The sequence below is a fragment of the Alicyclobacillus herbarius DSM 13609 genome, from assembly GCF_000430585.1.
GTDB classification, from domain to species: Bacteria; Bacillota; Bacilli; order Alicyclobacillales; family Alicyclobacillaceae; genus Alicyclobacillus_G; species Alicyclobacillus_G herbarius.
On record NZ_AUMH01000002.1, the window covers coordinates 23,602 to 46,960 of the forward strand.

Annotated in this window: 21 protein-coding genes and 1 riboswitch; of the genes, 15 read left to right on the forward strand and 6 right to left on the reverse strand. The window is 59.7% G+C overall.

Annotation, left to right across the window (positions count from 1 at the left end; translation table 11 throughout):
* The first annotated feature begins 14 nt into the window (after nt 1–14).
* The 7 genes from H522_RS0101570 (at nt 15) to H522_RS0101600 (ending at nt 8,608) form a co-directional block, all read left to right on the forward strand.
* Nucleotides 15–746: a YcnI family copper-binding membrane protein gene (locus H522_RS0101570; RefSeq protein ID WP_051343647.1), complete on the forward strand. Its 732-nt coding sequence runs from the start codon at nt 15–17 to the stop codon at nt 744–746.
* 48 nt (nt 747–794) lie between these two features.
* The gene (locus H522_RS0101575) at nt 795–1,427 is read left to right on the forward strand and encodes an SCO family protein (protein ID WP_026960958.1); all 633 of its coding nucleotides are present in this window, start codon (nt 795–797) and stop codon (nt 1,425–1,427) included.
* Nucleotides 1,428–1,472: 45 nt separating this feature from the next.
* A complete protein-coding gene (locus tag H522_RS20245) occupies nt 1,473–1,886 on the forward strand; it encodes a FixH family protein (protein ID WP_162143465.1) in 414 nt (137 codons plus the stop codon).
* 24 nt (nt 1,887–1,910) lie between these two features.
* Nucleotides 1,911–2,645 carry a glucosamine-6-phosphate deaminase gene (gene nagB, locus H522_RS0101585; protein WP_026960959.1) on the forward strand — a complete coding sequence of 245 codons (735 nt, stop codon included), beginning with the start codon at nt 1,911–1,913 and terminating at the stop codon, nt 2,643–2,645.
* 105 nt (nt 2,646–2,750) lie between these two features.
* Nucleotides 2,751–4,061: an acetyl-CoA hydrolase/transferase family protein gene (locus tag H522_RS0101590; RefSeq protein ID WP_026960960.1), complete on the forward strand. Its 1,311-nt coding sequence runs from the start codon at nt 2,751–2,753 to the stop codon at nt 4,059–4,061.
* A gap of 397 nt (nt 4,062–4,458) precedes the next feature.
* Nucleotides 4,459–4,659, forward strand: a riboswitch (cobalamin riboswitch).
* 485 nt (nt 4,660–5,144) lie between these two features.
* Nucleotides 5,145–7,418, forward strand: coding sequence for a ribonucleoside-diphosphate reductase subunit alpha (locus H522_RS0101595; protein WP_081411768.1), 2,274 nt, complete (start codon nt 5,145–5,147; stop codon nt 7,416–7,418).
* A 152-nt stretch (nt 7,419–7,570) separates the two neighbouring features.
* Entirely contained in the window at nt 7,571–8,608 is a 1,038-nt protein-coding gene (locus H522_RS0101600; protein WP_035452159.1) for a ribonucleotide-diphosphate reductase subunit beta, read from the forward strand.
* Nucleotides 8,609–8,720: 112 nt separating this feature from the next.
* Here H522_RS0101600 and H522_RS16940 read toward each other — a convergent pair whose 3' ends face one another.
* The gene (locus H522_RS16940; protein ID WP_081411769.1) at nt 8,721–9,512 is read right to left on the reverse strand and encodes a glycosyl hydrolase family 18 protein; all 792 of its coding nucleotides are present in this window, start codon (nt 9,510–9,512) and stop codon (nt 8,721–8,723) included.
* A gap of 88 nt (nt 9,513–9,600) precedes the next feature.
* Here H522_RS16940 and H522_RS0101610 point away from each other — a divergent pair, with 88 nt between their 5' ends.
* The 8 genes from H522_RS0101610 to rfbD all read left to right on the forward strand — a co-directional run bounded on the left by H522_RS0101610 (nt 9,601) and on the right by rfbD (nt 15,234).
* Nucleotides 9,601–10,128: a type 1 glutamine amidotransferase domain-containing protein gene (locus H522_RS0101610; RefSeq protein ID WP_026960963.1), complete on the forward strand. Its 528-nt coding sequence runs from the start codon at nt 9,601–9,603 to the stop codon at nt 10,126–10,128.
* Nucleotides 10,129–10,383: 255 nt separating this feature from the next.
* Nucleotides 10,384–10,554, forward strand: a complete 171-nt coding sequence (locus H522_RS21370; RefSeq protein WP_155836116.1) for a hypothetical protein — start codon at nt 10,384–10,386, stop codon at nt 10,552–10,554.
* A 145-nt stretch (nt 10,555–10,699) separates the two neighbouring features.
* Nucleotides 10,700–11,611: an ABC transporter ATP-binding protein gene (locus H522_RS16945; RefSeq protein WP_211230630.1), complete on the forward strand. Its 912-nt coding sequence runs from the start codon at nt 10,700–10,702 to the stop codon at nt 11,609–11,611.
* Nucleotides 11,595–12,419, forward strand: coding sequence for an ABC transporter permease (locus H522_RS0101625; RefSeq protein WP_035452162.1), 825 nt, complete (start codon nt 11,595–11,597; stop codon nt 12,417–12,419). Before H522_RS16945 ends, H522_RS0101625 begins: the two co-directional genes overlap by 17 nt.
* Nucleotides 12,416–12,712 carry a hypothetical protein gene (locus H522_RS21375; RefSeq protein WP_155836118.1) on the forward strand — a complete coding sequence of 99 codons (297 nt, stop codon included), beginning with the start codon at nt 12,416–12,418 and terminating at the stop codon, nt 12,710–12,712. Before H522_RS0101625 ends, H522_RS21375 begins: the two co-directional genes overlap by 4 nt.
* Nucleotides 12,713–12,874: 162 nt before the next feature.
* Nucleotides 12,875–13,249, forward strand: coding sequence for a sugar phosphate nucleotidyltransferase (locus tag H522_RS0101635; RefSeq protein ID WP_026960966.1), 375 nt, complete (start codon nt 12,875–12,877; stop codon nt 13,247–13,249).
* 6 nt (nt 13,250–13,255) lie between these two features.
* Nucleotides 13,256–14,230 (forward strand): dTDP-glucose 4,6-dehydratase, encoded by a 975-nt coding sequence (gene rfbB / locus H522_RS0101640; protein ID WP_245577971.1) that lies wholly within the window; start codon nt 13,256–13,258, stop codon nt 14,228–14,230.
* 62 nt (nt 14,231–14,292) lie between these two features.
* On the forward strand, nt 14,293–15,234 hold the full coding sequence (gene rfbD, locus H522_RS0101645) for a dTDP-4-dehydrorhamnose reductase (RefSeq protein WP_026960968.1): 942 nt from the start codon (nt 14,293–14,295) through the stop codon (nt 15,232–15,234).
* Between the two features lie 40 nt (nt 15,235–15,274).
* On the opposite strand, the gene H522_RS0101650 is transcribed toward rfbD, so the two are convergent.
* The 5 genes from H522_RS0101650 to H522_RS0101670 form a co-directional block, all read right to left on the reverse strand.
* Nucleotides 15,275–16,063, reverse strand: a complete 789-nt coding sequence (locus H522_RS0101650) for a pirin family protein (protein ID WP_245577972.1) — start codon at nt 16,061–16,063, stop codon at nt 15,275–15,277.
* An 86-nt stretch (nt 16,064–16,149) separates the two neighbouring features.
* Nucleotides 16,150–16,365, reverse strand: a complete 216-nt coding sequence (gene hepT, locus H522_RS0101655) for a type VII toxin-antitoxin system HepT family RNase toxin (RefSeq protein WP_026960970.1) — start codon at nt 16,363–16,365, stop codon at nt 16,150–16,152.
* A 120-nt stretch (nt 16,366–16,485) separates the two neighbouring features.
* Entirely contained in the window at nt 16,486–18,534 is a 2,049-nt protein-coding gene (locus H522_RS0101660; protein ID WP_026960971.1) for a bifunctional homocysteine S-methyltransferase/methylenetetrahydrofolate reductase, read from the reverse strand.
* 135 nt (nt 18,535–18,669) lie between these two features.
* On the reverse strand, nt 18,670–22,101 hold the full coding sequence (gene metH / locus H522_RS0101665) for a methionine synthase (RefSeq protein ID WP_026960972.1): 3,432 nt from the start codon (nt 22,099–22,101) through the stop codon (nt 18,670–18,672).
* Nucleotides 22,098–23,264: a trans-sulfuration enzyme family protein gene (locus H522_RS0101670; RefSeq protein ID WP_026960973.1), complete on the reverse strand. Its 1,167-nt coding sequence runs from the start codon at nt 23,262–23,264 to the stop codon at nt 22,098–22,100. The genes metH and H522_RS0101670 overlap by 4 nt, the downstream gene beginning before the upstream one ends.
* Nucleotides 23,265–23,359: the final 95 nt, after the last annotated feature.

Here is a 23,359-nt window from a genome sequence, read left to right on the forward strand (position 1 = left end):
GGAGGGGTGACCGAATGGTCAGAAATATGGCATACTGGAGACAGAGTCAGGGGCGCAGGGCGCAGAGGCGAATTGGAAAGACGGCTGCATCCATCGTTTCCGGCGCGGCCGTCATGGCATTGTGGATTGGCGTGGCCAGCGCGCACGTCACGGTGTGGCCCCAGAGTTCCACACCCGGCGCGTGGGAAAAGTACACGATGCGTGTGCCGACGGAGCGGGAGAATCCTACCGTCAAAGTGGTGCTGAAGATTCCGTCCGGCGTTGAGCTGGAGCAGTACGAACCGGTCCCAGGGTGGAAGTTCAGCGAGCAGAAAAACGCGAGTGGTGAGGCGACCACGGCCATCTGGACGGCGACGGGGAGCGGTATCCTGCCGGGGCAGTTTCTCGAGTTTCCGTTTGTGGCGAAAAACCCGAATCACGCCGGCCAGATTGCCTGGAATGCCTATCAGTACTATAAAGATGGGACGATTGTGGAGTGGACCGGCAAGCCCGGCAGCGATACGCCGCATTCGATAACGACCATCACTCAGCAGGCGACTGGGACTGCGACGACGGCCACGGGCGCTCACGGCGAGCAGGCCAACGAAACCACCGATTCTGCGGCAAAGACTCACTCTGCGCAACAGGCGGCAGCGGCAGCTAACACCTCGACTCCCGGCTGGCTGGCACCGGTTTCGATTGTGGCACTGGTGCTCGGTGTCATCAGCCTCTTCGTGTCGGCTTTAAGCCTGCGTCGTCGCTCCTGAGGCCCTGACGGATTGGACGAGGATGTACGTTCCAAGGGGGCGGTGTGGATGAGACAGAGGCGGAGGCGCTGGTGGAACTTCGGATTTGTGGGTATGGTGGCGGTCTTGGTTGTCGCTATCGTCGGCGGCCTGGTCTACATGGTCCGGGCCGCTGCTGGTACGCTGCCGATTGCAGGGCAGGCGTCCGATTTTACGGCCGTCGACGTGAATGGGCAGACGATTCGTCTCTCTTCCCTCAATGGCAAGATTCGCTTGGTCACTTGGTTTTATACCCACTGCCCCGACGTCTGTCCACTCACCGCCCACCGGTTGCAGCAGATTCAACAGCAGTTGCAGGCGCAAGGCGTGTTCGCGAGTAAAGTAGACATTGTCTCCCTCGATTTAGATCCAGAAAGCGATACCCTCCATGACGTTCGCGTCTGGTCCAGCCACTTCAATCCCGACTACCATGGCTGGTACTTCTTGCGGACTAACCCCGAGCACACGAAGCGTATTTTAAAAGAGTGGGGGATACAGCGTAAGCTTATTCCTGGCAGTGTCTACGTGTCTCACACCATCAAAACGGTTCTCGTTGATGAAGACGGAAACATCCGTAAGACGTACAATACCGCCAATTTGAACGTGGACGAGGTGGTCAGGGACGTGGACAGCCTGATTCAACGCGAAAAGTGGGGGATATAACCACGCATGCAGGCAGGGAGACGGACGGTTGGGTGGATTGGATGGATGATGGTGACTATGACCCTCCTGACCGGTTGTGGGCAGGTCCAGACCGTGAGCCAATCCCAGGCGAAACAACACATGGAGCAGATGCAATCCTTGCCCGAGGTCGCACTCCATCTGCAGGGGAAACACGGCCTGCAGGCGGGACAGAAGGTAACCCTTTCAGTCACGGTGACTCAGGACGGAAAGCCAATCAACGATGCAGACATGGTCGAGTTCGAGGTCTGGCAGCAAGGGGCACCCGCGAACAAACACCACTTTCTGACCGCCAAGCATACTGGAAACGGTGTCTATTCTGCAGAGTGGACGCCGTCCACAGGCGGAGCTTGGAACGTGATGTATCACGTCACCGCCCGTGGGACGCACGTGATGGAACCGACGCGGGTCCAGATAAAGGAAGGCGCGTCACACGGGTAACAATGGAGGGAGTGGGAGAAATAAATGAAGATTCGTGTCTTTGACACTCCAGAACAGGCCGGATTGTATGCGGCTTCATTGATTGAGCGGATCGTCCTTGAAATCCCGCAGCCGGTGCTCGGTTTAGCCACTGGGAGTACGGTCATCCCGCTGTATCAAGAACTGATTCGCCTGCACCGCTGTGGACTCGATTTTTCGCACGTGGTCACCATCAATCTGGACGAATACATAGGGCTCCCCGCGAGCCATCCGCAGAGCTACCACCACTTCATGCAGACGCACCTGTTTTCGCATATCCAGGTACCGCTGAGCCAGATTCACATTCCTAACGGCAACGCTGAGGACCTGGAGGCGGAATGTGAGGCGTACGACGACCTGCTTCGTCGGCACCCGATAGACCTACAAATTCTTGGCATCGGCATCAACGGCCACATCGGCTTTAATGAGCCGGACGATTTGCTCGTCTCGCGCACACACGTGGTGCAGCTGAGCGAGCAAACCATCCGCAGTAACGCTCGCTTCTTCCAGAATGAGGCAGAAGTACCGCGCCAGGCCATCACGATGGGGGTGCAGGCCATCCTGCAGGCACGGCAGATTGTGCTGCTCGCCTTTGGGCCGGAAAAGGCGCAGATTGTCGCCCAGGCGATTCACGGTGAGGTGCGCACCGATGTTCCGGCCAGCATCCTGCAGCTGCACCGCGACGTAACATTTGTCTTGGACCAGGAGAGCGCGCGCGAGGTGCGACTTGGCAACACCTGAGAGAGCAAATTGATGAGGGGGCAAATTGAGCAAATTGGCAGGTTGGCCAGTTGCGCGAATTGAGGTCGGCAATCGTGCATAAAGCGAGACAGAGGGGGGTAACGAATGAATTTTTATACAGAATATCAGTCCAAACGTTTCACAGCAGAGGAAGCGGTACGATTCATTGAACCTGGCGACCATATTGTGACTCCAATTAACCCCGGGGAAACACCCGCGTTGCTAAATGCGTTGAGGAGTCATCCACAACTGTCGAGCAACTGGCTTTATCGGATGCTTCCAGGCTATCCGGTACTAGATGTTGAAGTAGACCGCTTGCAGCAGGTGTCTATCTTTTTATCTGGCCAGGATCGTCTGCGCTTTCAGCAAGGACAAATCGATTTGCTTCCCAATCATTTTTCCGACATACCGTATCTCTTAAAACAAAGATCCAATCACCCTGTGATTATGGCAGCCGTTTCTCCCATGGATGAAAACGGATACTTCTCGCTTGGAACAAGTGTATCCTACGTTGGCTTTTTGCTACAGGAAGCAAAAAAGATCATATTGGAAGTCAATGTAAACATGCCCCGCACATTCGGTGAGCAGAACAACATCCATATTAGCCGGGTTACGGGGTTGATTGAAAACCATGTAAAGCTTCCCACTGCTCCGAATCCGGTATTAAGTGAAAAGGACTTTAAAATAGGGCAAACGATAGCGGATATTATCCAAAACGGAGATACGCTGCAAATCGGGTTTGGGGCAATGCCGAACGCGGCGATGGAATTTCTGAAGGATCACCGCGACTTGGGGATTGATACGGAAATGTTACCGGATAAAATCATTGATTTATATGAGTCCGGTGCGATTAGTAACCAAAACAAACCGTTTTACAAAGGTAAAACGACGGCTACTTTCGCCTTTGGTACACAACGATTATACGATTTTATGAATGAAAATGAAGACATTCTGATGTTACCGTGCAATGTAAGCAACGACCTCCGTCGGATCGCTCAAATTAATAACCTCGTATCCGTGAATTCTGCCATTGAGGTCGACTTCCTTGGTCAGTGCAACTCGGAAATGGTCAACGGAAAATATTATTCATCCACCGGCGGACAAAGCGACTTTGCCAAGGGAGTGAGATTAGCCCAAAACGGTCGTGGGATCATTTGCCTTTACTCAACGGCAAAGAACGACACAATTACGAAAATTGTTCCGACGCTATGTCCCGGGGCAGCGGTTACCACATCCAAAAATGATGTTGACATCATTGTAACCGAGTATGGCAAAGCCGAACTCAAGGGCAAAACCGTTCAAGAACGTACAGAAGCGCTGATCAACATCGCCCATCCCAAATTTCGAGAACAGCTTACCTTCGATGCCATCAAAATGGGATACCTCCCGCGAAAAAACTTTTACATGGTTAATTAAAGTTTAAAGACAGGACGTTTCCACTTCAAAGGAGTGTATGCATGACGAGTGAATGGGTATAAGCCCTTATTCTTGATAAGCACGAGTATTTAAGATCAAGCATGGAAGGTAGCGACAGAAATTGCTGAAGAAGTTTATCAACAGATTACCCGCATTGTTCCTCTCGAGGGGCTTTTTCCACTCAGCGAAGCCATTCTTAAGGGAGAGGTACGTGGACGGACCGTTGTGGACGTTAACGCGTAAGGAGTGCCCGCGAGGTACGGTTTAGCAGCTGTTGAGTGGGTCGAACGCTCATGGCTGCTCCGCCCGTTCCTATGTCTGTGCATGTAGTGTCTATATTCTCAACGACAGCTTGCGCGGCACTATATCTAGTGGTATACTCGGACTGCAAAATTATATAGCATACTGAGTCTCTGGTGCCCACTTGGGCTGAAAAGGGAATCCGGTGCAAATCCGGAACGGTCCCGCCGCGGTGAGGGTGGAGGCGATGGCCGATGCGGAGCGCACAGCCGCTCCGGCCACTCGACAGGAGTCGGGGAAGGCAGGTCCTGGTCCATGAAACCCAAGTCCGAAGACCTGCCAGGGCTCGTGCCCAGCGAAATCTCTCACGCGGATGGGAGAGGGCGGAAACGTGACGATAGGCCGTGCAGCTTGCGAGCCGGGGGTCAACAGGCTTGAACGGATCGAACCGGCTCGAGTTTGGTCGTCTGGCGGCAGGTCGTCTGACCTGTTGCTTGCACCTTTGGCCGAAAGAGGCCGCTCGGTTGGATTCTGGTAACGGTTGGCACCCTCCGAGCTGCCGTACAGATAACGCGCACGGACGAAACACGCCTCGACGCGAGGGGGTCATCTGTGCCTGCAAAGCCGAACGCCCCCGTATGACTGTGTCACTATCCCCCTCTCCCGCGTGGGAGACGGGGGTTTTTCGCGTGGCTGGGAGCGGGCCGGCATGCTCTGCAAAGGCAGGCGCAGCAAAGGCAGCGTGTTCGGACGAGACGCCAGGTGGAGTCAGCCGGCGGGATCGAATACTTCGAGAAAACACCGAAATCAAGCCACACATCACGTTGAGGGAGAGGATGTTCGATGCCGCAAAATACGACCCTGCCGCGTCCCGTCCATACTGACGCTGCCATCGAAGCAATCGAGGGGATTCCGGCCGAGCTGGTCACGCTTGTTCACGCTGCCTGCGATGCGTGTCCTGCTTGCCAACCGCAGGCGTTATGGCCGCTTTTGCGCGCCCAGGCGCCTATTCAGGGGTCTCTCGATGCCTGGTTGGCGGTCGCCACACAAACCGCGGTCGAGCAGACGTCGGTCGAGGAGCCGGACTGGCAGTACGTGGCCGCCCGCCTGCTCCTCTACCGGAGTCGGCGCCAGGTGCGCGAAAACCGCGAACGTGCTGGCATCCCCGGTGAGGCCTACGAAAACTTTGCCGGGCTGATTCGACACCTCGAGCACTTGGGCCGTTACGGCGCGTACATCCGCGAGACGTACGCAGAAGCCGAGATTGCCGAGCTGGAGGCGTACATCAAGCCGGAGCGGGACTTTTTGTTTACGTATGTCGGCTTGAAACAGCTGCTGGATAGGTACGTGATTCGCGGCCTGGATGGGGAGCTGCTCGAGCTGCCGCAGGAATTGTTTATGGGCGTCGCCATGCACCTGGCCTTGGGCGAAGTAGACAGGGTGCGGCGGGCCAAGGAGTTCTACGACGTCCTCTCCAGCCTGAAAATGACAGTCGCTACCCCGACCCTGAGCAACGCGCGCAAGCGGCACCACCAGCTCAGCTCGTGCTTCATCGACATGCCAGAGGACGATTTAATCAGCATCTACGAGACGGACAAGGCGTTTGCTCGCGTTTCCAAACACGGCGGCGGGATGGGCATCTACGTCGGAAAAATCCGCTCCCGCGGCGCCGCCATCCGCGGCTACAAAGGGGCCAGCGGGGGCGTCATTCCGTGGATTAAGAACTACAACAACACCGCCGTCAGCTGCAATCAGCTGGGCATGCGCCAGGGAGCGGCGGCCATTTACCTGGACGTGTGGCACAAGGACATCCTCGACTTTTTACAGCTGCGCACCAACAACGGTGACGAGCGGATGAAGGCGCACGACATCTTCCCTGCGGTCTGCGTCCCGGACGAATTCATGCGCCGGGTGGAGCGGCGCGAGGCTTGGTACCTGTTCTGTCCGCACGAGGTGGAACAGGTGATGGGTTTCCGCCTCGAAGACAGCTGGGGCGAGGAGTTTGAACGCCGCTACCAGGCGTGCATTGACAATTCGCAACTGGACCGAGTAGAGGTCCCGGCCATCGACGTGATGCGCCGCATCCTCCAGTCCGCCTTTGAGACCGGCACACCGTTTGTGTTTTTCCGCGACACCGCCAACCGGATGAACCCCAACAAGCATGCCGGCATGGTCTATTGCAGCAACCTGTGCACCGAGATTGTCCAGAACATGAGCCCCATGCAGGTGGTCGAGGAGACGACCGAAGACGGCGACATCGTCATCCGCTACCATGCCGGCGACTTTGTCGTCTGCAACCTGTCTTCGCTCAACCTCGGGCGCTGCGAGGATTTGGCCGACATCGAGCGGGTGGTGGAACGCCAGGTGCGGATGCTCGATAACGTCATTGACCAGAACGAATACCCGGTGCCGCAGGCGAAAATCACCAACCAGCGCTACCGCGCCGTGGGACTCGGCATCAGTGGCTACCATCAGTACCTGGCCGAGCGGGGAATCCAGTGGGAGTCGGAGGAACACCTGAAGGCGGTGGACGAGCTGTTCGAGTGGATCAACTTCTTTGCGATCCGCACGTCTATGCGCCTGGCTCAGGAGAAGGGGGCGTACCCGCTGTTTGCGGGGTCAGACTGGCAGACGGGGGCCTACTTTGACTTGCGCGGCTACCACTCGCGCCCGGGCGGCCCGGACTGGGACGGCCTGCGTCAGGACGTGGCTCGCTTCGGCCTGCGCAACGGGTACCTGTTTGCCGTCGCGCCGACTAGCAGCACCAGCCTGATTGCCGGGAGCACCGCCGGGATAGATCCGGTCTTCGCCCGCTTCTTCCTCGAAGAGAAGAAGAACGGTGTCGTCCCTCAGACCGCGCCCAACCTGAACGAGCGGACGTTCTGGTACTACAAGGAGGCACACACCATCGACCAAACTTGGAGCATTCGGGCGGCGGCGGTGCGCCAGCGCCACATCGACCAATCACAGTCGTTCAACCTGTACATCACGCCCGACATCCACGTCCGCGACTTTCTCGACCTGTACCTTAAGGCGTGGAGGTTGGGCCTCAAGACCATCTACTACGTCCGCAACAAGTCGCTGGAAGTGGAAGATTGCGCCGCATGCTCGGCGTAAGTACCCGGTGCTGGGCGTGGCTCCGCTACCCATAGGTCTAAGTTCGGCGACCGTTCGGCGTGAGCGGTGCGGCCATCGTCCGCGCGGCGCGCCGGCGCGTCAGCTCGTGAATTTTTGATACAAAGAGACGGAGTGGAGGGACCAGACAAACCATGCAATTGGAACGGACGAAACTGTTCAACGAAGCGGGTGAGCGGGACTGGGGCAAGCGACGCATCATCGGCGGCAACACCACCAACCTGATTGAGCTGAACAACGTCAAGTACGAGTGGGCATACCGGATGTACCGGGCGATGATGAGCAACTTCTGGATTCCCGAGGAGATTGCCCTGGCTGATGACGCCCGCCAGTATGCGCAGCTCAGCCCTGGAGAGCAGCGGGCGTTCAACAAAATCCTGTCCTTTCTCATCTTCCTGGACAGCATCCAGACGCACAATTTGCCCAACATCAACGAATACATCACCGCGCCCGAGGTCAACCTGTGCCTGACCGTCCACGCCTTCCAGGAGGCGGTACACTCCCAGTCGTACGGGTACATCCTCGACTCGGTGGTGTCCGCTCAGGTGCGGGATCAAATCTACAACGAGTGGCGAAACGACGAACACCTCTTGCGCCGCAACCAGTTCATCACTGACCGTTATGAGGAATTCATCGCCGACCCGACCGATCGCAACCTGGTCAAGACGGTGATGGCCAACTTTATCCTTGAGGGCGTCTACTTCTACTCCGGGTTTAGCTTCTTCTTCGCCCTCGGTCGTCAGGGCAAGATGCTCGGCACGGTGTCCGAGATCAAGTACATTCAGCGGGATGAACTGACGCACCTGGCCTTGTTCCGGCACATTTTCGAGGAGATTCGGCGGGAAAACCCGGATTTGGTGACGGACGCGTTGATTGAGGAGCTGCGGGCCATGATGGCGCAGGCCGTGGAACATGAAATCGCCTGGGGACAGTACGTGACGGCGGGGGAAATTGCCGGCCTCAGCGACTATTTGATTGACCGCTACATCAAGTACCTGGCTAACCAGCGGCTCAAATCCCTCGGACTGGAACCGTTGTACCCAGAGGTTACGGATCATCCCATGCGCTGGGTCGATCAGTACGCCGCCATCAACTCGACCAAGACGGACTTCTTCGAGCAGAAGGTCACCAGCTACACCAAGGCGGCCAACCTCAATTGGGACGAGCTGTGATAGGCGAGTTTTGATAGGCTTCACCTTACATAACGCAGCCGGCCGAGATGTTGTATGCTCGGCCGGCTAGACTCAGTTTGCGATGCTTCAAATGAATGCACTGCTTCCATCCTCACCGGGCGAGTGCGGGTTTCTGGATCTCGAAGACATCATTCAACAGATTCCAATTTTGTGGAAATGAATTGGGGAGAACCCAATAGCTGACGCCTCGAAGGTCAAACTCGAAGACGAGGTTAAACTTAGCGGCCACACTCATCGCATCCTCAAACCAAACGATGTGGCGTTCATTCTCCACTGTATAGTGGAAATACGGAGAGGCGGCATCATGATCCCATTGGATGGGCACCTGTCGCTCCAAGGCGAGATTTTGAGCGGCATTTGCGGAGAGTCCGGAAGCTAGCCGCCCCGGTTGATGAGGGAGCCGCCAGTCGTACCCGTATAAGGGAATGCCCATAAGGATTTTGTTGCTTGGGATAACAGACGTGGCGTATTCAAGAACGGCTCTCACTTGATTGATTGGGGCGACTGGCATCGGAGGTCCGCCGACCCAACCCCACTCATAGGTCATGAGCATCAGAAAATCGACTTCTGCGCCCAGCGTCCTGTAATCGAATGCTCCCATCCAGGCGGCCTCGGGCATGTCACTCGTTTTAGGGCCAAGCGCGATTGACATCATGAATCCTTCTCTACGCACAGCGCTTCCGAGGTCATGGATGAATTCATTGTAGGGTTGACGGTCTCCCGGATTCATGTGTTCAAAATCTACATTGACGCCACGGAGCGGGTTGCTGATTTGTTGGTTGGCGGTCTCAGCGGATGATACAGTTGTCGCCAAAAACACGGTGCTCGCCCCGATCAATCTGTGTTTCTCGTCGGCACACGCCGGTTTGTTCTCGTGATGCATACTTCAGATGTCGTTGGTTGGAAGATCCAAAAAAGGGCATCGTAAAGTACGGGCACCCAATCATCATGTTAAAAGGAGTTAAGCAGATATGAAGAAAGTTGCTTTCCTACTGGCCAACGAATTCGAGGATTCTGAGATGCAAAAACCGTACGAAGCCATCAAAGGAGCGGGCCACGAAGCGGTCATTGTCGGGCTGAAAAAAGGTGAACAGCTGACAGGCAAGAACAAACAGGCAACGTATATGACCGATGCTTCCATTGACGAAGTGAAGGCGGATCAGTTTGACGCGGTCGTCATTCCAGGCGGATCGTCACCAGAAAACCTGCGTATTAACAAACAAGTACAGCAATTCGTCAAGGACATGGATAGTCAGGGCAAACTGATTTCGGCCATCTGCCATGGGCCTCAAATTCTGATTAGCGCAGGTCTCGCCAAAGGCAAGACGTTGACGTGTTTCCCTCCTCTGAAAGATGACCTTATCAACGCGGGTGCGAACTATGTCGATCAAGAAGTGGTCGTCGACGGCAACTACGTTTCGTCGCGTATGCCGGCCGACGAACCGGCGTTCATTCGGGAAACACTGAACAAACTAGGAACGCCCGTCGCTCAATTTTAATACGAACATCGTAAAAGGGGCTGTCTCAAAAGTGCCAAGTGCGCTGAGGGACATCCCCTTGTTTTGGTGTGAGTATTTGGATGCTGAAACCGCGGACAAAACGGGTGCTCCGTATCATCTTGTCTCTTGACGACCACTACATTTGCTGGTAGTATGATGATACTGGCAATTCAATTCGCGATGTGCCGAATGGCATGCGTGCATTTGATTGTTAGCACCAACAAGCATGGACGCGGTCGGAGAGGAGGACGTGTGATGTCGCAAATTCGCTACGGAGCCCCACTCGGGGTACGGCAGCAAACCGTCGGGGTGCAGCTCATCGGCGGTAGGACCCGGGGGATTCGTGCGTCTGTTGGCGTCATCACGCGGACAACTCCATACTTCGGCCTGCGACTGTCTTTCCATCCTCGGCGAGACGCCGACTAGCGTCTCTCTGCGCCGCGGGCCCGGTTCCCGTGGCGGAACAGGAACATTAACCTTACGTAGCCACAGCCACGGGACTGCCCGTGGCTTTTTGAGTTGGAAAGGCCGTGTAGAAAGGCAGCGAGTTGTGGGAAACGGAGGGATAAAGTTGCGAAACACGGCGAACATGACCAATCCGGGTCATACAGCTAACCCGGTCCATACGGCCAATCCGGTCGACACCAAGAATCCGGTCATTCACTGTGAGAACGTGGTCAAGCGCTTCTACGAGGACGCGCAGCCGGGCGACGCGGGTGTGGTGCGGCGCGGGCTGTGGCGGCGTCGCAAACGGGAGGTCACGGCCGTCGCAGGCATTTCGCTGGACGCCTACCCAGGCGAGGTGCTCGGGGTCTTGGGCGCAAACGGATCAGGCAAGTCGACGTTGATACGACTCATTTCCACGCTGCTCTTGCCGGATGAAGGCACGATTGAGGTCTTTGGCCTGGATGTGACCCGGCACGCCCGGGAAATCCGCCGGCGCATCAACCGGGTGTCGGTGGAGGCATCGTTCTTCAAGAAGCTGTCGGCGCTAGAAAACCTGATGTTCACAGGCCGACTGTACGGGTTATCAAGCCAGGAGACGAAAGAGCGGGTGCACTACATCCTTGGCCGCCTGGGCTTTTCCGCGGCGAAGGTAAATGCGACGCTCGAGAGCATGTCCCGCGGTCAACAGCAGAAGGTGGCGATTGCGCGCGCCTTCATGACGACGCCGGAGTTGTTGCTGCTGGATGAGCCTACGACCGGGCTCGATCCGAAGTCGCGCCGCGACGTGCAGGACTTTGTGGAAGAGATTAAGGCGACCCGCGAGACGACCATCATCCTGACCACGCACGACATGGCGGAGGCGGAGCGGTTGTGCGACCGCGTGGCGATTCTGGACGGCGGTCGGTTGGTGGCCCTCGACACGCCGCAGGCGCTCAAACGTCAGGCGGGATCGGACACGAAGACGTTTGAGGACGTGTTCTTTGCGTTTGTCGGTCGAGACTTTGAGGAGGCGATGATGGATGAGGATTTGGCTTGAGGGGTCGATTGCGCGCGAGACGGGCACCCTGTACGCCTTTGTCGAGCGCAACTTTCGCTTGGTCAAGCGGTATCTGTCTTGGGAAATCGTGTTTTTGTTCTACAACATCATCAATGCGCTCACCATCGGACTGATTGGCTACCAGGTGCCGGCCAGCCAGCGCAGCACCACGATTTTGTACCTGGTCATCGGGGCGCTGCTTTGGGGGTACCTGTCCATCCTGTTTGACGAGGTGGCCAACTCCATCAGCTATGAACGCTGGGAGGGGACCATTGAGTACACGTTCATGGCGCCGATTCGCCGCCTGACCCACCTGCTCGGGACCTGCCTGTACGGAGTGACGTACGGGATCGCGCGCACTTTGGTGGTGTTGGCCGCGGTGGCGCTGTTCTTCCACCTGCCGCTGCAGCACGCCAACTTGTGGGCGGCGGTGGTGGTCCTGTTGGTATCGAGTCTTAGCTTCATGGGGCTCGGGCTGATTGCCGCCGTGTTGCCGCTGTTGTCGACCGAGCGCGGATCGCAGGCGACGCACATCATCCAGGGGGTCATCTTGCTCATCTCCGGCGTGTACTATCCGGTCACGGTGTTGCCGCACTGGGTGCAGTGGCTGTCCTGGCTGTCGCCGGCCACCTATTCGTTGGAGATGGCGCGGGCGGCGCTCCTAAACGACGCGGGGCTTGGAGATTTGTGGCTGTCGCTGCTCAAGTTGGCGGTCATCGGCGTGCTGCTCATTCCGGTTGGGCTCGGGATTTTTGTCATTGCCGAACGCTGGGCGATGCGCACGGGCCGCCTCAAGCGAAACGGGTGAGCAGAACGCGCGCCGCAGCTCGGCTGCAAACGGAATGCTCTGGCAATCACTCCGCTCGACCACACGGCACGGGTGGGCGCCTCGGACCGTCTGTCTTCTCAGTGTTTGTCTTTTTACGGCTTGCCGTTCTCAAAGCGTTTCAGGCTTTTTATCAACCAGTTCATCACCAGTTCCACATTGTGGTTGCTTTCCTGGCCCAGCCGGGCGTTGAGTGCGGCCACGTATGGGAGCGGATTGTCCAAAAGCCGTCCCGAAACGGCAAGGACCGCACGGACGCGGCAAACGGGCGGTGAATAAATACGTACGTGGTTTGCGGCAATGCCTCGAAATAGGGCCGCCACAGGTCGAACGTCAAGAGGAGCCGGGGGTCTTTCACACCCCAGGCCGGCCTACGCGCGTGTTCCAAAAATGACGCCATCCGCTGGCCAAGGGGTTGCCCGTCAATTTACCTCCACTTGCAGAATACTTTCGCGGGTGGGGGGATTATCCCACGATCCGCCTGCGCTCCACAGAATTTCATCATTAATGAGGACGAAATCCAGGTTTTCGAACATGGCGTGTATCTGTACGACGAACGGGTTTTCGACTATATTGATTCACTCACACCTTCCGGGCGTGGTGAATACGAAATTACTGACGTCAACCGTGCCTATCTGGAAGACGGGTTGTTGGACTATCGGGTGTGGCCCGATCTCTGGCTGGATGCGGGCACGTTTTCCGCTTTGGCCCTGGCCAACGAATGGTTTTTTAACATGGAATACCCAGTAATTATAGATAAAGAGAATCCTGTGTACAGTCGATGGACGGATTGGACGACCGAGAACCGTTAGGGGGCGATGAGGATACGCATTCTGGTGACCGGCGGAGCCGGGTTCATCGGCAGCCACTTCTGTCGCCATATGCTGGCCTCCGACGCGCGCGTGGAGATTGTCAACCTGGACGCGCTGACGTACGCCGGCAGCTTGGAAAACCTTAAGGGGTTGGACGATAGGCACCAGTTTGTCCACGGGGACATCTGTGACCATCGGGTGGTATACCGCGCCATGGCCGGGGTGGACGCGGTGGTGCACTTTGCGGCCGAGTCGCATGTCGACAGGTCAATTGCAGCCAGTGGGCAGTTTGTCCGCACCAACGTCGAAGGTACGCGGGTGCTGTTAGAGTGCGCCCGCCAACTTAGGGTCGAGAAGTTTGTACAGGTTTCCACCGATGAAGTGTATGGCAGTCTGGGTGACGACGGGCAGTTCACGGAGCAGAGCCCTCTTATGCCGAACAGCCCATATTCCGCCTCCAAAGCGGCGGCGGACCTGTTGGCCCGGGCCTATTTCAAGACCTACGGGGTGCCGGTGTGCATCACTCGTTGTTCGAACAACTACGGACCCTACCAACACCCGGAGAAGTTGATTCCGCGTCTCATCATCCACGCGCTCACGGGCCGTACCCTTCCCATTTACGGAAACGGGCTGAACGTGCGGGATTGGATTCACGTGCGGGATCACTGTCGGGCCCTGGAACGGGTCCTATACCGCGGGGTTCCGGGCGAGGTGTATAACGTCGGCGCGAACAACGAGCAGACCAACTTGTCCATCGCTGAACACATTTTGTCGTTGCTCGGCCTGGACGAATCGCGCATCGAGTTTGTCTCCGACCGGCCAGGCCACGATTTTCGCTATGCCCTCGATGCGAGCAAGCTGCGGCAGCAGTTGGGCTGGCGCCCGAGCTATGATTTCCGTCAGGGGCTGGCGGACACGGTGCGCTGGTATGTCGATCACGAAGCTTGGTGGCGGGCGCGGTTGGAGGAATCGCCCATGTAAGTGGGCGGCCGGGGACCCCGTACACTGGAACAAACCAGAGGGTATTGTGGGAGGTGCGCTGTGTGCGTGTCGTCATCACGGGTGCTGGCGGATTGTTGGGGTATGACCTGTTGCGCCTGGGCGCGCGGTTGGAACAGGGGCTTTCGGTCAATGGCGTGGCTGGGGGACTCCATCCGGTCGAGGTCCGCGCGTTTGTGCGAACGCAGTTGAACGTGAGTGACGCCCGGCAGGTGTACGCGTGTCTGTCGGAGGTCAGGCCGGACGTCGTTATTCACGCCGCCGCCTACACGAAGGTGGATCTGGCCGAGCGGGAAGGGAAAGCGGAGGCGTTTCAAACCAACAGCTTTGGCTCTGCCGTTCTCGCTTTGGCCTGCGCCCAGACCGGTGCGCGCCTGGTCTATGTCAGCACCGACTATGTGTTTGACGGCGAGAAACGCGCCCCCTACCTGCCGACGGATACGCCGCACCCCATCAATGAGTACGGACGCAGCAAGTGGCTGGGGGAGCGCTGGATATGCGAATTGACGCCGCACTGTGACATCGTCCGTACGTCCTGGCTGTACGGCGGCCATCCCGAGCGGAGGGACTTTGTCCGCACCATGCTGGCGGCTGCCAGGGCGCAAATCGCCGCGCGCCGGAACGGCCGTGCGCGGCTCGCGGTCGTGCGTGACCAGGTCGGCAGCCCCACTTGCTGCGCCGAACTCGCGCGGGCCATCTGGCAGTTGGTATTGGCCGATACCCCTACGGCGCCAACCATTCACCACATCGCCGGCGCCGGCGCCTGCTCTTGGCATGAGTTTGCGTGCGCCATCTTCACGGCTGCAGGTCTCGCCGACCGCGTGCAGGTGGAGGCGGTCGCCACCGCCGACTTACAGCTGCCCGCCCGGCGTCCCCGCTACTCGGTCTTGTCCCAGGCTGGTCTCGCGGATGCCGGGGTCTCTCCTCTGCCGCACTGGCGGGAAACCCTGGAGGCGTTTCTCAGCCCATGCTTGTCGATGGCCTGACCTCCCCAGTTGGCCGGTGTGTTCCTCAATCGTTAGATGCTCAATCGACGAACGGGCCGTTATAGATGGGTTGCTCCCCAATCGGGGGGCCGACGGCGTAGACAAAGCGCAGGCGCGTGTCGATGGCGCTCGTCCACAACCGGTTTTCCTCGGCCAGGGCTGGGATGAATAACAGGTCGCCCTTCTCAGCTTCCACCGCGTCGCCGGCCTGCAGAGTGACCGGCGTTTCTCCCTCCGGCACCAGGGAGAACCGACCTCGTCCTGCCAAGATGTACATAAATCCCTGGTAACCAGCCGGCAGCTGTCCCTGGTACCGAGCCCCAGCCTCCAACTGAACATCGACATAGCGGAGGTCACGGTGAATCTTCACCGGGGATTCGGGGCCGACAATCGTCGTTACCGTGACGCCTTCATCTCGGGTCACGGGCAGGTTATCCGGGGCGAATTCGGCATACGACGGGTCCAGCTGCTTGTCGGCCCGCGGCAGGTTGATCCACAGCTGCAGCCCGGTGGCCGTCTCTTCGCCGTGGGGCATCTCCGAGTGCACCAAGCCGCGGCCGGCGGTGACGGTCTGTACGCCGCCGGTGGGGATAACGCTGGCGTGCCCGTAGCTGTCCTCGTGGGCCATCGCTCCGCCCAGCACATAGGAGATGATTTCAAACCCGCGGTGCGGGTGATTGGGAAACCCGTCCGGCTTCGTCATCGCGAAGTGATCCAGGAGGATGAACGGATCTGGATACAACAGCCGCCGCGTGGGGAACACCCGCTGCGGCGTTCGGCCCATGGCCTCTGGATTGGTGGCGCGGGTAATCTTTTGCAAGCTCGTCATGGTCTCACCTTCATTCCTCAGGGTAGGTACTTACCTTTCGTTAGAATGAGAATACACGGGATGGATTTGAGCTGCAAGGGCAAGCCTTAGGGTCCAAGCTGCAGGATGATCTCGCAAAAGGCGCGAAAATCGTCCAAGTGATAAGAGATGATGCTTCGGACGACCTCCATACTGAGACGCTGGTAATCGTGGACAGCGATATTCCGAAATCCACCCATCGACTTGAGGCGCACAGCCAATTCTTCCGACAGGATGCCCTGCTGTTCTAGAATATCGAATGCCTGGCGGCTCGATTGGGATATGTGACAATCTGCTGCAGGGCCGTGTCGGACAACGTATTCATGCGTATACCTCCGTGGAGTGTCCCGTTTTTCTCAGTATAGAAAGCTCCATGCCGTCTAGCAACGCACTCCGCCGCTGCCTTACGCGTACTGCTTGGCGGCGGTGGCGCTGCGGATAAACTGGGTCAGTTGCACGGTCAATTCATAGCGCAGGAACGGGGTCACTAGATAGATGCCACGGAAGTGGTGCAACGCCTCGACGATGAGCGTCCGCGCGATGGCCAGCCCTTCCTCGGCCGCAGTCTCGGCGGGGGCGGCTGTCATGCGTGTCAGCACCGCATCCGGGATGTCGATGCCCGGTACCTCGTTGTGCAGGAACTGGGCGTTGCGTGCGCTGGTCAAAGGCATGATACCGATGAACACCGGGGCGGCAAACGGCTCCACCGCCCGGGCGATCCGCTCCATAAGGCGTACGTCGTACACCGGCTGTGTCATCACGAAGTCGGCGCCGGCGTCCAGCTTTCGCTGCAGGCGTTCGATGGCTTTGTCGAAGTTGCGCACGTGCGGGTTAAACGACGTGCCGACCACGAAATGGACTGGGTGCTTGAGTGGCTGGCCGGAGAACGCCACGCCTTGGTTGAGCCGCCGCACCATCTTGGTCAACTCGGTGGACGAGACGTCGTAGACCGACGTGGCGCCCGGCAGGTCGCCGAAGCGGGACGGATCGCCCGTGACCAGGAGGATGTGATGAATGTCGAGCACGTGCAGGCCCATCAGGTGCGACTGCTGACCGATGAGGTTTCTGTCGCGGCAGGTCACGTGCACCAGGGGTTCGATGCCTTCCGCCTTGAGCAGGCTGGCGACGGCCATGTTGCTGACACGCACGGTTCCGAGCGAGTTGTCGGCGATGGTGATGGCGTCCGCGCCGGCCTGGTGCAGGGCGCGCGCCCCTTCCAGATAGCGGCCTAAGGAGGGGGTGCGGGGCGGATCGAGCTCGACAATCACCGTCACCTGGCGCTGAACGCGTTCCACAAGGGACTCAGTGGGGGCTGTGGGTTCCTCATGCCCAGCTGAGGCGGGAGCAGGCGCTGCTGGGGCGTCCGTCGTTCCTCGGGCGGAGCGGGTCAAGACTCGTGGGCATGATTCGGTCGCGCGGGCCGTACCGGTTGGGGACTCGGTCGTCGGCTGCCAATCCTTGAGGTGCTCGGCCAAGGCGCGGATGTGCTCTGGCGTCGTGCCGCAGCAACCGCCCAGAAAGCGCACGCCATAGGCCGCCAGTTGGCTGAGGATGTCGGCAAAGTACGCGGTGCTCCCGGTAAACGAGTAGTCGCCGTCTTCCAGTTGCAGCATGCCGCCGTTGGGCACCGCCGCGTACAGACTGGTCGGATTCAGGCTCAGGCTCTCATAGCTGCGCAGAATCCCAGACAGACCAAGGCGGCAGTTGAGCCCTACCACATCGGCGCCCGCCTCCTGCATGGCCATAAACGCGTCCGCCAGGGCGTGGCCATCGCGGGTGACGCCGATGGCGTCGGGGGACAGGTTGGCCACGATGGGAAGCGATGTCAGCTTGCGCACCGCTTCGATAGCCAGCAGCATTTCCTCTAGGTCTGGGAAGGTTTCGAGCAAAATGCCGTCGACTCCCGCCGCTAGCAGGGCGCTGGCCTGCTCCTCGTAGACCAGGGCCAAATCGGACGCTGCCAGGGGCGCCGCGGCGGCGTGGCCATGGCTGTGTCCCAAATCCGCGGTCGATCCGATGGTGCCAAGGATAAACACCTGCCGCTCGCCGTGCCAAGCAACGCCATGCGAAGCATCGCTCTTTGACTCGTCGGCCGAAGCGGCGTTTTGCCTGACGCCGTGCACACCGGCGCCATTCGCGCCGACAGAAGCCACGGCAGACTTTGCGGCGCGCACCGCCGCTTGGTTGACCTCCTTCACCGCATCTGCCAGCCCGTGCCGGGCCAGGCCAATCCGGTGGCCGCTGAACGTATTCGTTTGAATCACGTCTGCGCCCGCCTCCAGGTAGGCGCGGTGAACCTTTTCCACCCAATGCGCATGGGTCAGGCAGAGCGCCTCACAGCAGGTGCGGATGGGCGCCCCCGCCTGGTGCAGGAGGGTCGCCATGGCGCCATCCCCGATGAGAGGCCGCTGGCGCAGGGCTTGGAGAAATGCGTGCAGAGTGGGCTGGCTCATGGTCTCATCTCCCATCTCCCGCCGGCTCACCGCAACCCGATGGCCGGATGCGGGGGTGTGTGCGAGGGGCCGCGCCCCGGACTTATCAATCGTCAGACAGCGACTCGTCAATCAACTTGCGCCGCGTTTTGTGTTCTACTCCGCGCTGAAGTACTTCGCTTCGGGGTGGGCAAACACCAAAGCCGAAACACTCGCCTCCGGGTCCATCATGAACCCGTCCGTCAGCTCAACTCCGATGTCCTCGGGGTGAATCAACCGGAACAGTTTGGCCTGGTCCTCGAGGTTGGGGCAGGCCGGGTAGCCGAAGGACACGCGGATGCCCTGGTAGCGGGCGATAAACCGTTCCCGCATGGTCATTTCCGGCGGGTCCGGGAACCCCCACCTATCGCGGATGATCTGGTGCAACCGTTCGGCCAACGCCTCAGCCAATTCCAAGGCCAGCGCCTGCAGGGCATGAGACCGCAGGTAGTCGCCGGCCTGCTTCCAGCGCTCGGCCAGTTCGCGCACGCCGCGGCCGGCCGTCACCGAGAAGAACGCCACGTAGTCCATGACGCCCGCATCAACCGGGCGTAAGAAGTCGGCCAGGCACAGGTAGGGCGGTTTCGATTGACGCGGAAAGACGAACGTCTCCAACACCTGCGTTGGGTCGGACGGGTGGTACACGTGCATAGCGTTCCCCTCCGCCTGCGCCGGGAAGAAACGGTACACCGCGTTAAGCTGCAGCAGACGGTCCTGGCTGCATTGACGGACGAGATCGTCAATCAGGTCTAAGAGCTCCAGCGCTTTTTCGTCTCGCTCGGCAATCCGTTTTTCGACGTTTCCCGTCAGCCCCAGGTGTTTGCCGAGCAGCATCTGCAGGTTCAGGTACGGGCGAATCTGGGTCAGCGGTACGTCGCGCAGGACGTGCCTGTCCGTATCCGGCGGCATGAACACGGGCGCGTCGCGGCGGATGGGCGAGACCCAGGGGCCCTCCGGCGCCTTGGTGGGGGCGGCCTCCACCACGCCACGCCCTTCCATCTCTTTCTGCACCGCGTCCAGTTCCATCAGCAGGTCGGGTCTGGCCTCATCGTCGACCAGCCGGTTGGCGTAGTCGAGCCCCTCCATCGCGTCCTTGGCGTAAATCACCGGTCCGTCGTACTTTGGCTTGATGCGGGTAAAGGTGAACTTTTTCGTCAACGCCGCGCCGCCCACCAACAGCGGTGCCGTAATCCCGGCCTGGCGAAAGTCTTCCGCCGTCACCACCATCTGCTGGGCCGATTTGACGAGCAGCCCGGAGAGGCCGATGATGTCTGGTTTGACCTCCCGGTATGCCTGAATCAACTGCTCCGGCGGCACTTTGATGCCCAGGTTGACGACACCAAAGCCGTTGTTGGCGAGGATGATTTCCACCAGGTTTTTGCCGATGTCGTGTACGTCACCCTTGACAGTCGCGAGGAGCACGGTGCCTTTGTTGGCCGCGTCCGCCCGTTCCATGAACGGCTCGAGGTACGCCACCGCCGCCTTCATCACCTCGGCGCTCTGCAGTACCTCGGCGACAATCAGCTCGTTGTTGTTGAACAGCCGCCCCACCTCGTTCATCCCGTCCATCAAGGGGCCGTTGATGATGTCGAGCGGCTTGTACCGCTTGAGCGCCTCGTCGAGGTCCGGGATGAGGCCCTCCTTGGTACCTTCAACGATATAGCGGGCCAGCCGCTCCTCCAGTGGCAGGCTGGCGGTGTCGACCTTGGCGGTGACCTTTTTTTCGCGATAGAAGGCCGTAAATTCGGCCACCAGTTCATCGCTCGTCTCAAACAAGAGCCGCTCCGCCAGGCGTTTTTCCTCCTCCGGGATGGAGGCGTAGCGCTCCAGCTTCTCGGCGTTGACGATGGCGTAGGATAGCCCCGCCTTGGTACACTCGTACAGAAACACCGAGTTGAGCACCTCGCGCCCTGCCGGGGGCAGGCCGAAGGAGACGTTGCTGACGCCGAGGATGGTCGGGCACTCCGGCAGGCGCTCGCGAATGAGGCGAATCCCTTCCACCGTCTCCAAGGCCGATCCGATGTACTTCTCATCCCCTGTGCCGACCGGGAAGGTGAGCGGATCGATGATGATGTCGGAGGGGGAAAGGCCGTATTTGTTGACCAACAGGTCCACCTCGCGCAGGGCGACTTCCAACTTTCGCTCGCGCGAGACGGCCATGCCTTGTTCGTCGATGGTGCCCACCACCAGTGCGGCCCCGTAACGCCGCGCCAGCTCCGCGAAGCGGGCCAGCCGCGGCTCGCCGTCCTCCAGGTTGGTGGAGTTGATGATGGCTTTGCCCTGGGAGTGTTTCAGCCCGAGTTCGACCACCGCGGCGTCGGTCGAGTCAATCATCAAGGGCACTTTCACCTTGCGCACTGCGTGCGGTAAGAACGCGGCCATGTCAGCCGCCTCGTCGCGGTCCGGATCGGCTAGGCAGATGTCGATGACCTGGGCGCCTGACTTGACCTGGGCACGGGCAATTTCGGCCGCCGCTTCATACTGGCCTTCGGCAATCAAACGCCGGAATTTGCGCGAACCGATGACATTCGTCCGCTCGCCGACGAGAATGGGCCGGTTGTCTTCCTCATAGAAGACCGCCTCCAGGCCGGAGACGGCGTGGCCGTGGCGCGGGGCAAACCGGCGCGGCGGCCGGCCCTCAATGACCTTACGCACCGCGGCGATGTGCGCCGGCGTGGTCCCGCAGCAGCCGCCGACCACGTTCAGCCAGCCCTGCTCGACGAAGTCGGCCACTTTTTTCGCGAAGCTGTCTGGAGTCTCGTGGTAGTGGCCGTCCTCGTCCGGCAGGCCAGCGTTCGGGTAGCAGCTCACCCCGCAGGCCGCCAGGCCGGCTAGGACGCGGACGTGATCGCGCATGAATTCGGGCCCGGTGGCGCAGTTAAGGCCCACCGTGATGGGCTTTAGGTGCTCGACGGCCAGGTACAAGGCGTCGATGGTCTGGCCAGCCAAGGTCGTGCCCATCGGCTCGATGGTGCCGGAGATCATGATGGGCAGCCGTTTGCCGGTATCCGCAAACGCCTGCTCGATGCCGAGGCTCGCCGCCTTGACGTTGAGCAAATCTTGCGAGGTTTCGAGCAGTAAAACGTCCGCCCCGCCCTCAATCAGCCCCTGTGCCTGCACGCGGTAGTGGGCGGTCAGCTCGTCAAACGTGAGGCCCCCGGTCACCGACAGGCTTTTCGTGGTCGGGCCCATGCTGCCGGCCACAAAACGCGGCCACGCCCCGGTCGAGAACTCGTCCGCCGCCTGGCGGGCGAGCTCCGCAGCGCGCCGGTTGATTTCCAGCGCCCGCTCGGCCAGCCCGTACTCCCCCAACACCAGCGGCGTACCGCCAAACGTGTTGGTCTCGATGATGTCCGCACCCGCCTCAAGGTACTGGCGGTGGATGGCGAGGATGACGTCCGGGCGGGTGAGGGTCAGGTATTCGTTGCACCCGTCGTACGCTTTCCCGCCAAAATCGTCCTCGCCGAGGTTCAGGGCCTGAATCATCGTCCCCATGGCGCCGTCGAGGACGAGGATGCGCTCCGTGAGCGCCTGGCGGATGTCGGTCATACCTCTACCGCCTCCAGCGCGCGGCGGGCGTGATCGAACGCCTGGGCCAAGTCAGCAATCAGGTCGTCTCTGTGTTCGATACCCACCGACAGGCGGAGCAGGGTATCGGTGACGCCGATGGCCTGTCGCACCTCCGGCGGGATGTCGTGGTGAGTCTGCACGGACGGGTAGGTGATGAGCGACTCAACCCCGCCCAGGCTTTCGGCAAACGTGATGATGCGTACGTGGTTGAGAATCGGTTCCACCATGCGCACGTCCTTGACCTCGAACGAGACCATGCCGCTGTAGCCGCTGGCCTGGCGTTCATGCACGTCTCGGCCAGGGTGGTGTTCGAGGCCCGGGTAGTAGACGCGGGTGACCAGCGGGTGCTGCAGCAGCCACTCGGCAATCGCGCGGGCGTTCTCGTTATGCCGCTCCATGCGCAGGGCTAAGGTCTTCAGTCCGCGCACCATCAGGTAGCTGTCGTGCGGCCCGAGCACTGCCCCGATGGCGTTTTGATAGAACGCGATCCGTTCCGCCAGTGTTTCGTCGCGCACGGCCACTAGGCCGCAGACGACGTCGTTATGCCCGCCCAGGTACTTGGTGCCTGAGTGCAGGACGATGTCTGCGCCCAGTTCCAGCGGCCGTTGGTAGTAGGGGGTCATGAACGTGTTGTCGACCACCGTCAGGGCGCCATGCGCCCGAGCCACGTCAGCCAAGGCTTGGATGTCGTAGATTTTCATCGTCGGGTTGGTTGGGGTCTCGAGGAAGATGGCCTTGGTGCGTTCCGTCAAAAGCGACCGGAGTGCGTCGGTACGGCCCTCGCTCAGATAGCTGACAGTGATGCCCAGCGGGCGCAAAATTTCCTCAAACAAGCGGTAGGTGCCGCCGTACAAATCGTCGCTAGCAATGACGTGATCGCCCGGAGAGAGTAAGGAGCAGACGGCGTGTATCGCTGCCATCCCGGAGGCGAACGCAAACCCGCGCACCCCGCCTTCGAGCTTTGCGATGGTGTCTTCTAGCACCGTGCGGGTAGGGTTGGCTAGGCGCGAGTAGTCGTACCCGGTCGATTGGCCGGCGGCCGGGTGCGAATACGTGGTGGACAGGTGAATCGGCGCAGCGACTGCGCCGGTCGACGCATCGCGGCGGTTGCCGGCCTGCACGAGTAAAGTCTCGATGTTCATCGTGATGCGCACCTCCAGTGGGCAGTTTGGAAATGGATTTGGGCGGGCGTGCCCGCTGGGACCGGGCCATGAAAAAAGGCCCCTCCCGGATGAGA